This is a genomic window from Amycolatopsis sp. NPDC023774, assembly GCF_040639695.1.
Taxonomy (GTDB): Bacteria; Actinomycetota; Actinomycetes; order Mycobacteriales; family Pseudonocardiaceae; genus Amycolatopsis.
Genome location: NZ_JBFAAJ010000005.1, coordinates 143,307 through 158,689, shown reverse-complemented (window position 1 = coordinate 158,689; position 15,383 = coordinate 143,307). Strand labels below are relative to the sequence as shown.

The 15,383-nt window shown below is 69.4% G+C and carries 14 protein-coding genes; 11 read left to right on the top strand and 3 right to left on the bottom strand.

Annotation, left to right across the window (positions count from 1 at the left end):
• Window positions 1–71 precede the first annotated feature (71 nt).
• The 9 genes from AB0F91_RS15545 (at window position 72) to AB0F91_RS15505 (ending at window position 10,250) form a co-directional block, all read left to right on the top strand.
• The gene (locus AB0F91_RS15545) at window positions 72–1,109 is read left to right on the top strand and encodes an LLM class flavin-dependent oxidoreductase (RefSeq protein WP_360598087.1); all 1,038 of its coding nucleotides are present in this window, start codon (window positions 72–74) and stop codon (window positions 1,107–1,109) included.
• Window positions 1,106–2,677 (top strand): long-chain fatty acid--CoA ligase, encoded by a 1,572-nt coding sequence (locus AB0F91_RS15540; RefSeq protein ID WP_360598086.1) that lies wholly within the window; start codon window positions 1,106–1,108, stop codon window positions 2,675–2,677. The genes AB0F91_RS15545 and AB0F91_RS15540 overlap by 4 nt, the downstream gene beginning before the upstream one ends.
• Window positions 2,674–3,792 carry an LLM class flavin-dependent oxidoreductase gene (locus AB0F91_RS15535; protein ID WP_360598084.1) on the top strand — a complete coding sequence of 373 codons (1,119 nt, stop codon included), beginning with the start codon at window positions 2,674–2,676 and terminating at the stop codon, window positions 3,790–3,792. Before AB0F91_RS15540 ends, AB0F91_RS15535 begins: the two co-directional genes overlap by 4 nt.
• 28 nt (window positions 3,793–3,820) lie before the next feature.
• On the top strand, window positions 3,821–4,621 hold the full coding sequence (locus AB0F91_RS15530) for an alpha/beta hydrolase (RefSeq protein WP_360598082.1): 801 nt from the start codon (window positions 3,821–3,823) through the stop codon (window positions 4,619–4,621).
• A complete protein-coding gene (locus AB0F91_RS15525) occupies window positions 4,618–5,331 on the top strand; it encodes an SDR family oxidoreductase (RefSeq protein WP_360598080.1) in 714 nt (237 codons plus the stop codon). The genes AB0F91_RS15530 and AB0F91_RS15525 overlap by 4 nt, the downstream gene beginning before the upstream one ends.
• 146 nt (window positions 5,332–5,477) lie before the next feature.
• Window positions 5,478–6,566, top strand: coding sequence for an LLM class flavin-dependent oxidoreductase (locus AB0F91_RS15520; RefSeq protein WP_360598078.1), 1,089 nt, complete (start codon window positions 5,478–5,480; stop codon window positions 6,564–6,566).
• 82 nt (window positions 6,567–6,648) lie between these two features.
• The gene (locus tag AB0F91_RS15515) at window positions 6,649–7,134 is read left to right on the top strand and encodes a flavin reductase family protein (protein ID WP_360598076.1); all 486 of its coding nucleotides are present in this window, start codon (window positions 6,649–6,651) and stop codon (window positions 7,132–7,134) included.
• A complete protein-coding gene (locus AB0F91_RS15510) occupies window positions 7,134–8,375 on the top strand; it encodes a bifunctional 3,4-dihydroxy-2-butanone-4-phosphate synthase/GTP cyclohydrolase II (protein ID WP_360598074.1) in 1,242 nt (413 codons plus the stop codon). Before AB0F91_RS15515 ends, AB0F91_RS15510 begins: the two co-directional genes overlap by 1 nt.
• A 48-nt stretch (window positions 8,376–8,423) precedes the next feature.
• Window positions 8,424–10,250, top strand: a complete 1,827-nt coding sequence (locus AB0F91_RS15505) for a GAF domain-containing protein (protein ID WP_360598072.1) — start codon at window positions 8,424–8,426, stop codon at window positions 10,248–10,250.
• Window positions 10,251–10,580: 330 nt separating this feature from the next.
• Here the strand turns inward: AB0F91_RS15505 and AB0F91_RS15500 are convergent, their stop codons facing one another.
• Window positions 10,581–11,054 carry a MarR family transcriptional regulator gene (locus AB0F91_RS15500; protein ID WP_360598070.1) on the bottom strand — a complete coding sequence of 158 codons (474 nt, stop codon included), beginning with the start codon at window positions 11,052–11,054 and terminating at the stop codon, window positions 10,581–10,583.
• 154 nt (window positions 11,055–11,208) lie between these two features.
• Here AB0F91_RS15500 and AB0F91_RS15495 point away from each other — a divergent pair, with 154 nt between their 5' ends.
• On the top strand, window positions 11,209–12,057 hold the full coding sequence (locus tag AB0F91_RS15495; RefSeq protein WP_360598068.1) for a phosphotransferase: 849 nt from the start codon (window positions 11,209–11,211) through the stop codon (window positions 12,055–12,057).
• A gap of 445 nt (window positions 12,058–12,502) precedes the next feature.
• Here AB0F91_RS15495 and AB0F91_RS15490 read toward each other — a convergent pair whose 3' ends face one another.
• On the bottom strand, window positions 12,503–13,141 hold the full coding sequence (locus AB0F91_RS15490) for an HNH endonuclease family protein (protein ID WP_360598067.1): 639 nt from the start codon (window positions 13,139–13,141) through the stop codon (window positions 12,503–12,505).
• Window positions 13,142–13,288: 147 nt separating this feature from the next.
• Entirely contained in the window at window positions 13,289–13,960 is a 672-nt protein-coding gene (locus tag AB0F91_RS15485; RefSeq protein WP_360598065.1) for a hypothetical protein, read from the bottom strand.
• A gap of 74 nt (window positions 13,961–14,034) precedes the next feature.
• Between AB0F91_RS15485 and AB0F91_RS15480 the strand changes: the two genes are divergently transcribed.
• On the top strand, window positions 14,035–15,321 hold the full coding sequence (locus tag AB0F91_RS15480) for an adenylosuccinate synthase (protein WP_360598064.1): 1,287 nt from the start codon (window positions 14,035–14,037) through the stop codon (window positions 15,319–15,321).
• The last annotated feature ends 62 nt before the right edge of the window (window positions 15,322–15,383 follow it).

Below are 15,383 nucleotides of genomic sequence, written 5' to 3'. Positions count from 1 at the left end.
GGGGTGGCCTGGCGCTCTCCGGCTGAGCACGGTGGGAGGCAAGCATCAGCTACGTCGACAAAGGAGACGGCGTGACCGAGCAAAGCGTCAACTTCGGGCTCTGGTACGACTTCCGCAACCCCGAGCGGTGGTTCCGGCCCTTTTCCACGCTGTACCGCGAGGCGTTGGACCAGCTCGCGTGGGCGGAGAGCGTCGGGATCGGCTCGGTCTGGCTGACCGAGCACCACTTCTGCGAGGACGGCTACACGCCGTCGCCGTACACGCTGGCCGCGGCGATCGGCGAGCGCACGAAGACCATGCGCATCGGCACGAACCTCGTGATCGCGCCGCTGCACAACCCGGTGCGTCTCGCCGAGGACGCCGCGACGCTGTCGCTGCTTACCGGCGGCCGCTTCGACCTCGGGCTGGGGCAGGGCTACTGGGCGCCCGAGTTCGCGGCGTTCGACCGCAACCTCAAGCACCGGCCGAGCCTGCTCGAAGAGAGCGTCGCGGTGATCCGCCAGGCCTGGTCGGGTGAGGAGAAACCGTTCGAGGGCAAGCGGTTCTCGCTGCCGTCGGTGCGGATCACGCCGAAGCCCGAGGTCACCCCGAAGCTGCTTGTCGGCGCGATGGCCGACCCGGCGATCGAGCGCGCGGCCCGCATTTCCGACGGGTTCCTCAGCACCCAGAACGTGCACCAGCAGTCCTATTTGGACGCGCTGGACCGTGTGGGCAAGTCCTCGGCCGACGGTCAGATCTTCGCCGGCCAGTGGGCCGTGATCGCCGAGGATCCGGAGCGCGAGTGGGCGCGGATCGGGCAATACGCGTTGTACCAGCTCAACAACTACATCGAGTGGGGCGCCTTCGGCCCGCCCGACGTGGTGCCCAAGTTCGAGAACGCGGACCAGATCGTGGCAGGCGGCGCGTTCCAGCTGTGGGACGTGGCCACGGCCGTCGACGAACTGACCTCGCTGCTGGAGGACAAGCCGCAGATCAAGGACGTGCACTTCTGGGCGCAGCTGCCCGGCGAGCCCGTGGACAGCGGTTCGGCGCGCATCGAGCTGCTCGCCACGAAGGTCGTGCCGCAGGTGCGGCAGCGGCTGGCCGAAAAGGCGGGGGTGGCGGGGTGACCCAGCCACTCGTGCTCACCGACCTCCTGCACCGCGCGCGGGAGTTCTTTCCCGCCCAGGAGATCGTGGAGTACGGCGGCGGTGCCGAGACGCACCGCTACACCAACCGGGACTTCCACGAACGCGTCGTCGCGCTCGCCGGAGCCCTGGTCCGCCTGGGGGTGCGGCCCGGTGACCGGGTCGCCACCCTCGCCTGGAACCACCACCGCCACCTCGAGCTGTACTTCGCCGTGCCGCTCGCGGGCGCCGTGCTGCACACGGTGAACCTGCGGCTCGAGCCGACGGAGATCGCGTACGTGCTGGGCCACGCCGAGGACGTCGTGGTGTTCGTCGACCTGTCGCTGCTGGCCCGGCTGGAGGTCGCACGGGCGGAGCGGCCGGCGATGCTGGTCGTCGCCACCGACGGTTTCGCGCCCGGGGCACTCACGTACGAGGACCTCGTGGCCGAGGGCCCGCTTCTGCAAAACCCGCCTCAGGTCGACGAAAACGATCTCGCCGCGCTCTGTTACACCTCCGGCACCACCGGCCCGCCCAAGGGCGTCGGCTACTCGCACCGGTCGCTGTACCTGCACACCTTTGCCGCCTGCCTCGCCGACGGCCACGCGATCAGCGAGCGCGACACCGTACTCCACGTCGTGCCGATGTTCCACGCCAACGCGTGGGGCATCCCGTTCGCCGCGCTCATGACGGGCGCCAAGCAGGTGCTGCCCGGTCCGCACCCGGTGCCCCCGGAGATCGCGAAAATCGTCGAGGCCGAGCGCGTGACCTACACCGGCATGGTGCCGACCGTCGCGGCCGACCTCGTGCGTCACGTCGCCGCGACCGGCGCCGACCTGAGCAGCCTGCGGGCGCTCGTGCTCGGCGGCTCGCCCCCGGACGACGAGCTGTTGCGCGCCCTCGACGCGCTGGGCATCCCCTCGTTCCAGGGCTGGGGGATGACCGAGATCTCGCCGATGGGCACGTTCTCACGGCCGCTGCCGACCGCGACCGATCCGGCCGACCGGCGCCGCAACGTGCGCAAACAGGGCCGGCTGCTGCCCGGTCTGCGGTGGCGGCTCGTCGGGGAGGACGGAACCGACCGGCCCCACGACGGCGTTTCGCGCGGTGAGTTGCTGATCCGCGGGCCGTGGGTCGCCGCGCGGTACTTCCGCGACGAGCACCCGGACAGCTTTGCCGACGGGTGGCTGCGCACCGGCGACATCGCGACCATCGACGCCGACGGGTACCTGGAGATCGTCGATCGCGCCAAGGACCTGATCAAGAGTGGCGGCGAGTGGATCAGTTCCGTGGCACTGGAGCAGGCGCTCACGGCCAACCCCGCTGTGGCCGAGGCCGCCGTGGTCGCGGTGCCGCACGAGCGCTGGCAGGAACGGCCGTACGCGCTCGTCGTGCTCGAACCCGGCCGCGCGGACACGCCGGCGAAAATCCTCGCTGACCTGCGTGACCGCGTACCGCGCTGGTGGCTGCCCGAGGGCGTGCTCGTCGTGGCGGAGCTGCCGCGCACGAGCGTCGGCAAGATCGACAAGAAGGTGCTGCGCGCGAAAGTGGCCGCGGGTGGTGCCGGATGAAGTTCGGTGTCTTCTACGTCCTCGAGTGCCGCGACCACGACTTCCGCCGCGCGTACGAGGAGATGCTCGCGCAGATCGCGTACGCCGAGCAGCTCGGGTTCGACGAGGTGTGGCTGGCCGAGCACCACGGCAGCGACTACGGCTCGATGCCGTCGCCGCAGGTCGCGGCCGCCGCGGTGGCCGAGCGCACCAGCCGGATGCGCATCGGCATCGCCGTCAGCAACCTCACCTTCGACTGGCCTGTGCGCGTGGCCGAGGACTACGCGATGGTCGACGTGCTGTCGAACGGCCGCCTCGATTTCGGCGCCGGCCGCGGGTACCAGCCGGGCGAGTTCCACAACATGGGCGTCGGTGACCGCCAGGACGTGAGCCGCGAGGTGTTCGACGAGGCGCTGGAGATCGTGCGCGGTCTGTGGAGCAAACGCGCCGGCGAGCCGTTCTCGTTCCACGGCAAGCACTTCGACCTGACCGAGGTCGACTGCCGGCCCACGCCGGTGCAGCGCCCGACCCCGCCGATCTATGTCGCGTCGATCAGCCCCGAGACCTTCCACCTGGCTGCCGCGCAGGGCTACAACCTGCTGGTCACGCCGACGTTGATGACGTTGCCGGAGCTGAACCGGCTGGTGGTGGACATCAAGCGTTCGCTCATCACGAGCGGCCGCGACCCGCTGTCGCTCGACTTCCCGATGAACTGGCAGGTCCACCTCGCCGACACCACCGAGGAAGCGCTGGCGAACGTCGCCGAGCCGCTGTCCTGGTACTACCGCCACGTGCTCGACCTCGTCCCGAGCGGGCCGCGGGCGCCGCACACCTACGAGCGTTACGCGGAACTCGTTGCGGCGTCGGAGGAAGCGGGCGGGCCGACGCTCGACGGGCTGCGCGATGCCGGCGTGGTCTACGCGGGCGACCCGGCGGGGCTCGTCGCCGAGATCGAGACGCTGTACGAGGAAACCGGGCTGCAGCACCTCATCTGCTGGATGCGGATCGGTGGCCTCGCGCACGAAAAGGTGCTGCACTCGCTGGAACTGTTCGCCGAGCACGTGCTGCCGCGCTTCCGCGACCGGCCGCCGGTCGTGCCGCGAGCGTTGCGCGCCGAAGTCGCTGCCATCCATTGAGTTCCACCAAGGAGAGAGGCGAGATCCGATGGGCTACCTAGAGGTCGAAGACGGCCGGCGCGTGTACTTCGAGCACCACCGGGGCTCGGGCCGCCCGATCGTGCTGATCCACGGCTGGGGCGCGACCGCGCGCTGCTGGGACACGACCGCGCCCGCGTTGCGCACAGAAGGGAACGAGGTCGTGCTGCTGGACCAGCGCGCGTGCGGCCGCTCGGACAACGATTTCTCCGACGTCACGATCTCCGCGCTCGGCTCCGACGTCGCGCGGCTCGTGGAGCACCTCGGCCTGCGCGAACCCGTGGTCAACGGCTGGTCGCTCGGCGGCGCGGTGGCGGTGGACGCGGTGGCGAAGCTGGGATCGAACTGCTCGGGCCTGGTCTTGACCGGCGGTGCCACTCCGCGTTACACGTCCACTTCGGACTGGCCGCACGGTGCCACGGTGGACGACGTGAAGGGCGTACTCGGTGCGGCCGCCGCCGACCGCGCGAACACGTTCAAGGGCGTCGCCGAAGCCGTGTGCGCCGAGCCGCCGACGGCCGACACGCTCACGTGGCTGTGGGGGATGTTCATGGAGATGGGCCCGATCGGCGACGAGTCCCTGCTGGACCTGGCCGAGCTCGACCAGCGCAAGACCCTCGGCGGGCTCGGTGTTCCCGTGCTGTTCCTGCACGGGCGCAAGGACGGCTTCGTGCCGTTCTCCGGCGCCGAAGCCGCGCGTGACCTGTGCTCCGACGCGCGGCTTGTCGAGTTCCCCAACGCGGGCCACGCGCCGTTCCTGGAGGACCGCGACACCTACCTCGCCGAGCTCACCGGCTTCCTGAACCGATGACCACCTGGCTCGTCACCGGCGGTTCGCGCGGGATCGGCCGCGCCGTCGTCGACCACGTCGCCGCCTCGGGTGACAACGTGGCATCGCTGGCGCGCTCGGCGGGCTCCTCGCCGCCGTCGGTGCCGAACCGCGTGCTCGAGGTCAAGGGCGACGTGACCGACGAGGACTCGATCCGCCGCTGCGTGGAGGCCGTGACCGAGCGGTTCGGCTCGATCGACGTGGTGGTCAACAGCGCCGGCGTGCACCGCGGCCGCCGCATCGATGCGCTGGCGAGATCGGCGTGGGACGAGGTGCTCGCCACGAACCTCACCGGCGCGTTCGAGGTCTGCCGCGCGGTGGTGCCGAAGCTGGCGCGGGGTTCGGCGATCGTCAACGTCGGCGCGGTCGTCGGGTTGCGTGGCTTTCCCGGCGACGTCGCGTACGGCTCGGCCAAGGCGGGGCTTTCGGGGCTGACTCAGGTGCTCGCCGTGGAGCTCGCTCCCCGGGGCGTGCGCGTGAACCTCGTGGTCCCGGGCTTTGTGGACACCGACATGACCGCGGGGCTCAGCGATCGGGCCCGCAGGAGCATCGTCGACAAGATTCCCGCCGGGCGCATCGGGACGACGGCCGAGATAGCCGAGGTCATCGTGGCCGTGGCGCGCTCGACGTACATGACGGGCGCGACTGTGCCCGTCGACGGCGGTCTGCTCGCCACGTTCGGCGGCGGCTGACCCGCGCGTTTTGTGTGGACCTCCAATGCTCGCACGCGAAGACCGTTCTTCCCGCGCCCGGTCCTGGTTAGCGTCGGAAACGAACCAGGGCGACCCACCCGTAGACGGAGAACACCGACCACCCCCACGAAGAAGGAGAACCACCCATGGACGTCGGAATGCTGCTGGTCTTCCAGAACTGGTTCGAGGACGTCAGCGACCACGAGGTCTTCACGCGCGAGCTCGAGATGGGCGTGCTGGGCGAGCAGTACGGCTTCGACTCCGTCTGGTCGGCCGAGCACCACTTCGACGACTACTCGATGTGCCCGGACAACCTTCAGATCATGGCCTACCTGGCCGGGCGCACCTCGAAGATCAAGCTCGGCACGGGCGCGGTCATCCTGCCCTGGAACGACCCGCTTCGCGTGGTGGAGAAGGCCATCATGCTCGACCACATGTCGAACGGGCGGCTGCTCCTCGGCATGGGCCGCGGCCTGGCGAAGATGGAGTACGAGGGCTTCCGCGTCGACATGAACGAGTCGCGCGAGCGCTTCGACGAGGCCGCGGCGATGATCATCCGCGGGTTGCAGAACGGGTATGTCGAGAACGACGGCAAGTACTACAAGCAGCCGCGCGTCACCGTCCGCCCCGGACTGGCCGGGCACTCGTGGGAAGGCCGGATCTTCGGCGTCGCGATGTCGCCCGACTCGATCCCGGCCGTCGCGGAGCTGGGCGCGCAGATGATGACATTCATGCAGTACGACTTCGCGCAGCACCTCGAGGCGATCGACCGCTGGCGTGGCCTGCACCGCGAGAAGCACGGCACGGAGCCAGGCGCCCCGCTGATCCAGGACTTCGTGTACTGCCACGAAGACCCCGAAGAGGCGAAGCGCGTCGCGCACGAGCACATCTCCCGCTACTTCCTGTCGGTGATCAAGCACTACGACTTCGCCGGCTCGCACTGGCGGGAGACGAAGGGCTACGAGGCCTACCAGGCCGGCGCCGACATGATCCGCGAGGCGGGCATGGAAACCGCGGCGAGCGCGTACGTCGACGCGAACATCTGGGGCACGCCGGAGGAGATCGTGGAGAAGTACGCCGCTCGGCGCGAGCAGGGTGGCGAGCTGATGGCCAACGCCGCGTTCTGCTTCGGCGGCCTGCCGCTGGACAAGGCGGAGGCGAGCATGCGGCTGTTCGGCGAGAAGGTGGTGCCGCAGCTGCACAAGATGTCCTCACGCGCGCCCGCGGGGGTGTGAGGCCGGGCCGTGGCCCGGGTTCCGCCCGGGTCACGGCACGCATCGGACCTTCGGGCATACGGGCAGGAGCCGGATGGAAACCGTGACCAGACCGGCATTCGTCGAGCAGTTCCGTGAAGTGATGTCGGGCGTGTGCACGCCGGTTTCGGTGGTGACCGCCCTCGACGGCACGCGGCCGCACGGCACGACGGTGAGCGCGTTCGCGTCGCTCTCGATGGATCCGCCGATGGTGCTCGTGTCGCTCGACCGTACGTCCGACCTCCTCGCGGTGGTGCGGCGCGGCGGGCGCTTCGGGCTCAACGTGCTCGAGAGCGGCCAGGCGGAGCTCGCGAAACGCTTCGCCCGCAAGGGAATGGCCAAGTTCGACGGCGTCACCTGGGAGCTCGAGGACGACCTGCCGCGGCTCGCGGGCTCGTCCGGCTGGGTGGCGTGCACAGTCGAGAAGTTCATCGAAGGTGGTGACCACGTGGTCGCACTCGGCCTGGTGGAAGCGGCGGACTCGCGGCCGCTGGCGCCGTTGACCTACCACGCGCGCACGTTCGGCACCCACGCGCGGACGGACGGCTGATGGTGCGCGGAGAGCAGGTGCAGCACGCCGTCGCGGCGTTGGCGCAGGGCCGGCTGGTCGTGGTCGTCGATGACGCCGACCGCGAGAACGAAGGAGACCTCGTCGGTGCCGCGCGGACGATGACCGCTGCGCAGATGGCGTTTCTCGTCCGGCACACCACGGGGATCGTCTGCGCGCCGATGACCGGCGAGCGCGCGGACGCGTTGCGGCTGCGGCAGATGGTCGCGGACAACACCGACGCGCACGGCACCGCGTTCACGGTGAGCGTCGACCACCTGACGAGTGGCACGGGTGTGTCGGCCGCGGACCGGACCACGACCGTGCGGGCGCTGGCGGACCCCGCCACCAAGCCCGGTGAGCTGCGCCGGCCCGGCCACGTGTTCCCGCTGCGGGCGCGTGCGGGCGGCGTGCTCGTGCGGGCCGGGCACACGGAAGCGGCCGTCGACCTGCTGGCGATGGCCGGCGCGGGGGACGTCGGCGTGATCAGTGAGCTCGTGGCCGAGGACGGGTCGATGCTGCGGGGTGCCGCGGTGGAGGAGTTCGCGCTGCGGCACGACCTGCCGTTGCTGCGGATCGCCGACCTCGTGCGCTACCGCGGGGCGACGGAACGCCTGGTGGAGCCGGTGGCGAGCGCGGCCATGCCGACGGCGTTCGGCGACTTCCGGGCGGTCGCGTACCGGTCCGTGCTCGACGGCACGGAGCACCTCGCGTTGGTGCGGGGCGACGTCGCGGCGGCCGGGCAGTCGTCTGCTGGTGCCCTGGTCAGGGTGCACAGCGAATGCCTCACCGGCGACATCCTGGGCTCGCTGCGGTGCGACTGCGGCGCGCAGCTGGAGTACGCGCTGCGGGCGATCGCCGACGAGGGCGCCGGGGCGGTGATCTACCTGCGGGGCCACGAGGGTCGCGGGATCGGGCTCGCGCACAAGATCCACGCGTACGCGCTGCAGGAGCAGGGTCTGGACACCGTCGAGGCCAACCTCGCGCAGGGGCTGCCGGTCGATTCGCGCAGCTACGGCATCGGCGCCCGGATCCTGACCGACCTCGGCGTTCGCCGGATGCGGCTCATCACGAACAACCCGGCCAAGTACGGCGGGCTCGAGGGCTACGCGCTCGACATCGTCGGACGGGTGCGCCTGCCCGTCACGCAGACGCCGCACAACGTGCGTTACCTGCGGACCAAGCAGGAGCGAATGGGTCATGACCTGGGCGTACTCGCTTCGGGCATGGACGGGAGCGGGTGAGGTGAGGCACCCTCGAGGAGTCCGAGTTCACCGGTGAAGGCGGATCCCATGCGCGATGCTTCGGTTCGGTCCCTGGCGCGCCCCGTGGACCCGGCGCACCGTGAGCGAGAGGTCATCGCCGCGTTCAGCGAGATCACGACCGAAGCCATCACCACCACGCGGCTCGAAGACCTGCTGGGACTGCTCGGCAAGCAGCTGTGCCACCTGCTGGGTGTCACGCGCTGTTCCGTGTACCTGCGTGACGGCGACGGCCGGTTCCGCGGCGCCGCCGGCTACTGCGAGAGCGAGGGCGACATCTCGGCCGCCGTGCAGGCGCAGGAGGCCGGCATCCAGGGCGACCGGTTCAGCCGTGAGGTCATCGAGTCGGCCGCGCCCGTGCTCATCTCCGACGTGCCGCGCGATCCGCGCCCGCACCGCCGCACCATGGAGCACTGGCACGTGCGCGCGATGCTCGGCGTGCCGCTCGTGTTCGACGGCAAGGTGATCGGCCTGATCTTCGTCGACAACGTGCAGAAGGACCACGTGTACGCCGACGAAGACGTGGCGCTCGCGGAGCTGTTCGCGCGGCTGGGCGCGTTGTTCCTGCGGCAAGCGATGCTGAACGCGCACCTGAAGAACAAGGCCGCCGAGGTCGTGCGGCAGAAGAACACCCTGGCGTACCTCGCGGACGTGCACCAGAAGCTGACCAACGCCGTGCTCGACGGAGCGAGCATCCAGACCGTGGTGACGCTGCTGGGTGAGCTCTCGGCGAAGCCCGTGGTGCTCTACAACGAGGATTTCCAGGTGCTGGCGTGGTCCGCACCTGCGGGGTTGAAGATGGCGCAGCCGCCGGAGCTGGCTGCGCGGATCCGGGAGCTGCCGTCGGTGAAGCAGGCGCTGGCGTCACTCAGCGCGAGCTGCCCGTCGACGATCGTGCCGCCGACGCCCGCCGTGTGGGTCGGACGCCGGCACTTGATGTGCCGCCTGATCATCGAGGGCCAGCCGAGCGGGTACCTCGGAATCGTCGAGGTCGGGCGCGGGCTGGAGGAGCTGGACACGAAGCTCGCCGAACACGGGGCGACGGTGCTGTCGTTGCAAGTGCTGTCCGAACGACGCCAGGCGGAGGCCGAAGGGCAGGCGCGGGAGGACTTTCTTTCCGATCTGCTGCACCGCACCCGCGACGCCGAGCAGCTGGCGCGGAGGGGGCCGCAGTTCGGGGTGAACCTGGCTCAGCCGCACGTGCTGGTGCGGTTCGCGCTGGACAACGCGAGCCAGAACGTGAGCGTTTCGGTGGGGCGGAAGCTGGTGATCCGTTCGCTGGCCGCGGTTTTGTCGGTGTCCGAACCTGCCGCGGTGAGTTTGCCGGGCGCGGTGGTGGCGTTGCTGTCCCTTCCGGAAGGTTCGGAACCGCGGGACTTGCGCGCCGCGGTCGACGAGGTGCGGCTGGCTGTCGGTCCTCGCTTGCGGGTGCGGACCGCGGTGATCTCCGGTGTGTGCCGTACTCCAGAGGATTTCCCCCTGGCCCACAGGGAATTGCGGGAGATCGACGAACTGGCCACGTCGTTCGGCTGGTCCGGTGGCGTGGTGACGGTGACTGAACTGGGGCTGTTCCGGCTCGTCGCGTCCAGCGGCCGGGTCAAGGAGGCCGTGCAGTTCGCGCACGAGACGATCCGGCCGTTGCGGGAGGCGGACTCGTCGCTGCTGGAGACGTGGCGCGCTTTTGTCGCCGCCGAGGGCCGGGTTCAGGGCACGGCGGCGGAGCTGGGCGTGCACGAGAACACGATCCGGTACCGGCTGGGGAAGATCGGGAAGCTGATCGGGCAGGATCCGGGTGCGTTGGATTGTCTGCTGCAGTCGCGGATTGCTTTTCAGATCTTGGACCTGGCCGGCTGGTGAGTTGTTTCTGCAGGATTTCGGCGAGGGTACCGAGGTTGTCCTGCACGCCGCGGTTGAACAGCTTTTCGGCCAGGGGACCGATTTCACGACCATGCCGCAGTGGTACTCAGCAACTGTGCAGCGGGTCAACCGGCTAGGAGGAAACACCGGGATCGGGATCCGCTAAGAGGTCCACCGGAACCCGCCCGGAGGTCCTGCCCGAAACGAGGTGGCCATAACCGACCTCACCCCCGAACGAGCCGTCACGTTCACGTCACTCAGCGGCCCGACACCGTTCGTCTACCGATACCTCTTGTGGTGGCGCGTCGATTGTCAGGGTCAACTCGAACCTCATTTCTTCCGCCTTCCTTCGGCAGCAAGGCGGTTCGCCCATGCTCGCCCTGCCGGTGATTCGTGGGTAAACTTCGTGAGGAGCTCGACAAACGCCTCGACGTCGGTTCCTTGGGCTGCTCCGTCAAGCTGGTCGTACAGCTGATCCTCGATCTCGGCGACGCGCTCGGCCTTGGCGCGCCCGTCTTCGGTGAGCGCCAACCGCACCTGCCGCCGGTCCTGCTCACTCACGGTCCGCTCCACGAGCCCCGCCCCCACCAGCCTGTCCACGATCCGGCTCGGACTCGTGCCGCTGTCGCACACGAGCATCTCCCCGAGCTCCCGCAACGCCATCGGCCCGTGCCCCGCGAGGATCCGCAACACCTCCGACTGTGCGGGTGTCACCCCGATCTCCCCCAGCCGCCCGGTCAGCCGGCGGTTGCCCTCGCGCTGCGCCGCGAGGATGAGGTAGCGGAGCTGCTCGGCCCTGCGCACTTGGTCTCCTATTTCGATGTCGTGACACCGATTACAGGCCTGAGGGGTGCTGGTGTCAAGGACCAGGAAGAACTTCCGTCGATTGATCAGGTTGCTTCTGCAGTGTTGAGAGTTGTTGCCGTCGAATGAAGTGCCGAAGGAAGAGACTCAGGGCGTGAATGACCAGGTACCTGCCGACCTGCTCGAGATCGTCGAGGCGCTCATGCCGGGCGTCGACCTCGGCTCCGCGCGCCTGGCCGGTCACGGCAACATCCATCACGTCGTTCTGCTTCCCGGTGTCGCTGCTGTGCGGATCAGTCGACGCCCGTCGGGTGCGGAGGCTCTACCGCGCCGAACGGAGTTGCTCCGGGTGATCGCAAGCGCCGGGCTGCCGTTCGCGGTACCCGAACCCCTGACACCGGTGGCGATGTTCGGCGATCGCGCGGCCGTCGCCGTGTCCTGGCTCGACGGTGCCGGACTGCCGGAGGGCGAAGGGGATCCAGCGAAGATCGGCGAGGTTCTTGCCGCTTTGCGCGAAGTGCCTCTCACTCCCGAGCTGCGGACTGCGCTGGCCGCCCCGACCGAGGGCGGGCGGTGGTGGGCGGACGTGCTGGCCCAAGACGTCATCCCACGCCTGCCCCGGAAGTGGCGAGACGAAGGCCGACGGCGCCTCGACCGGGCGCTGGCTCTCGAACCGGCTGCGGACTCGCTCGTGCACGCCGATCTGGGCGGCGAGAACGTCCACTGGTCCGAGAACGGCAAGCTGGTCGGTGTCCTCGACTGGGACCTGGCCATGCCGTTCGACCCGGCGATCGACGCCGCCTGCATGGCCTGGCACGGCTGGCGAAACGTCCGCGCAGCCGTCGACACCGAGACCTACCGGCGCGCCGAGGTCTGGGATGCGGTGTTCGGCGTCGAGCACTTGGTGGCCGTACTCAACGGCCGGCCCTTGACCAATGTCGACAGCTACGTGGCGCACATCGTCGCTTGGCTGGAGCGAGCCGCGGGCCGGCCGCTTGGCTAGCCGGCGGACTCGAGTGGCGGTCTGAGCGCTCAGAACCGATGTGCTGCGACTGACCCCACACTCGGCGCCGCACCCACAGCGACGATGGCGAAACGGACCGAGTCACGCGCGATTGTCGCTTGTGGGCGGTGGCCCAGGTTCTCCGCGCCGCGGAAAACTGCCCTGCGCCGCGCCGCCGAAGAACGCCAGGGCGTGGATGCCCTGGGCGCGCAAAGTGCCGAGGTCCTGCCACATCTGGTTGAACTTCGCGGCCGACGGCGGTCGTCGTCCCCGCCGGAGTCGAGGTGGATCGCGCCGACAAGGACGTCGGTGACGCCCGCGTCGTGCTGTGTGAGGCCGAGCGGCGAGGCGTACGCGCGGCCGTAGGGTTCCGCGCGGGCGGGACCGGGGTGATCGGCCGTCGAACCCCAGACCCCAGAACCGATCCCGGCCCGCGTGGACCACGTCAGCAGCGGCCGAGCATGTCCGTCAGCGCGGACTTCTCGGCGGTGTTCACGGTGAGCTTGAACTTCGACTTCACCGCGACCCACATGCGGGCGTAGGTGCACCAGTAGCCCGTGGATGGCGGCTTCCACTGATCCGGCGACTTGTCGCCCTTCGCCTGGTTGACGTTGTCCGTCACGGCGATCAGCTGCGGGTCGGACAGGTCGTTGGCGTAGGCCTGGCGCTGCGCCGTGGTCCACGACGAAGCACCGGTGCGCCACGCGTCGGCCAGCGGCACGACGTGGTCGATGTCCACATCGGACGCCGCGGTCCAGGTCGCGCCGTCGTAGGGCGATACCCACCTGCCCGAGGTGGCCGTGCAGCTGGAGTTGGTGACGACGTTCGTGCCGTCGCGCTTGAGCACGACCTCACGGGTGTCGCAGTTGTCCCCCTGCTGGATCCAGTGCGGGAACTTGTCACGGCTGTAACCGGTCAGCGATCCGTCGGCCTTCACGGTGAGGCCGGCGAGCTCGCTCTCAGCCGTCGCGGCCGACGGGATGCCGGGTGGGGTGGCGTCGGCGATGCCGACCATCGTGCCGCCGAGCAGCGTCACGCCGACGAGGACAGTTAAGGAGTTTCGGACGCTACGCACTGTGGGCATATTTCTGCCTCCGGGTCGAGTGTGGGACGAATTCACCTTCGACCACGGAAGTGGCACACACAACACTTACGGGTGACATGTAACAGACCTTCAGTGAACAGAAAGTGCTGTTAGGCCACCTGGCGCAGAACTATCGGATGAAACCGGTCACGGGCGGATCAGACGCAGGTCCTCGGTGTGGCGGTACCAGGTCCGTTTGGTGACCTCGCGCGGGTGCGCGACGCCGTCGCTCACGAGCGAGGTGGTCGGCAGGCAGCCGAGCTGGAACGCCCGGCCGTGGAACGCCGCGGTGCGCTTCACGAGCTTTCCGCGCGTCACCCGCGCGACCAGGCCGTGTTCGTCCGAGGACACCTCCACGGCGGCCGCGGCACCGTCGAAGGCCAGGTGCTCGTCGCAGTACGCCTGGCCCTGGACATTACGCAGAGTGGCGCGGCCGGCCAGGATCCCACCGGTGTCGTCGCGCACGAGGGGCACTTTCGAGGCCGAAGCGTCGAGGGCGATCTCGAGGGCCTTGACGGGGTCCGTGGGCAGTCCCCAGAGCGCCGCGACGGCCGAACCGGACTCGGACGGCACGAACCCGACCGACACGCCCGACACCCGATCGGTACGCAGCAATCGCACGAGCACCGCCGCGAGGTCCGCGTCGGTCCCCGCGACGATCACGCGCTCGTGTTTCCCCAGCAAGGGATCGATTTCCGCCTTGCCCGGAAGCGCCGAGACGCGGACGATGGAGACGTCACGGACGCCCGTGAACGAGTGCGGATCATCACCGCAGGCCACCACGATTCCGCGCACGCCCACGTCCTCCGTTACAGTCATGCACCGGCATTTCCCAGCGCCACCCCGTGTCCCATCGGGACACTTTCCCTGTTGCCGAACACCTGGAGTGTCACATGCCGGCGATCGTGCTGATCGGTGCCCAGTGGGGGGACGAAGGCAAGGGCAAGGCGACCGACCTGCTCGGTGACCGCGTGCAATGGGTCGTCCGGTACCAGGGCGGCAACAACGCCGGCCACACCGTCGTCCTTCCCAACGGCGAGAACTTCGCCCTCCACCTCATCCCGTCCGGGATCCTGACGCCGGGCGTGACCAACGTCATCGGCAACGGTGTGGTGGTCGACCCGGGCGTGCTGCTCGCCGAGCTCGCGGGCCTGGAGGAACGCGGCGTCGACACGAGCGGGCTGCGGATCTCGGCCGACGCGCACTTGATCATGCCGTACCACGTGGCGATCGACAAAGTCACCGAGCGCTACCTGGGCAGCCGCAAGATCGGCACCACCGGCCGGGGCATCGGGCCGTGCTACCAGGACAAGATCGCCCGCGTCGGCGTCCGCGTGCAGGACCTGCTCGACGAGAAGATCTTCCGCCAGAAGGTCGAAGCGGCGTGTGAGTTCAAGAACCAGGTTCTGGTGAAGGTCTACAACCGCAAGGCGCTCGACGCCAACCAGGTCGCCGACGAGGTGCTCGCGGCGGGCGAGAAGTTCGCGCACCGCATCGCCGACACGCGCCTGCAGCTCAACCAGGCTCTCGAGCGGGGCGAAACGGTGCTGCTGGAGGGTTCGCAGGGCACGCTGCTCGACGTGGACCACGGCACGTACCCGTTCGTCACGTCGTCGAACCCGACGTCGGGCGGCGCGAGCGCGGGTTCGGGAATCGGCCCGGGCCGCATCACCACCGTGCTGGGCATCCTGAAGGCCTACACCACGCGCGTCGGCTCGGGCCCGTTCCCGACGGAGCTCGACGACGAGGCCGGCGAGTACCTGCGCAAGCAGGGCGGCGAGTTCGGCGTGACCACGGGCCGTTCGAGGCGCACCGGCTGGTTCGACGCCGTGATCGCCCGCTACGCCGTGCGCGTCAACGGCATCACCGACTACTTCCTCACCAAGCTCGACGTGCTGTCGGGGCTGGAGAAGGTGCCGGTGTGCGTCGGCTACGACGTGGACGGCCGCCGCACTCACGACATGCCGATGACGCAGACCGACGTGCACCACGCCGTGCCGGTGTACGAAGAGCTGCCGGGCTGGTTCGAGGACATCTCGAGCTGCCGGACGTTCGACGAGCTGCCGGCCAACGCTCGGTCCTATGTGGAGCGTCTCGAGGAGCTCTCGGGCGCGCGCGTCTCGGCGATCGGGGTGGGCCCGGGTCGCGAGCAGACGATCGTGCGGCACGAGTTCGTCTGAGGTCTTCACTGAGCTGACGGGCGTTCCCGACCGAACGCCCGTCAGCCCATGCCCATCCGGTT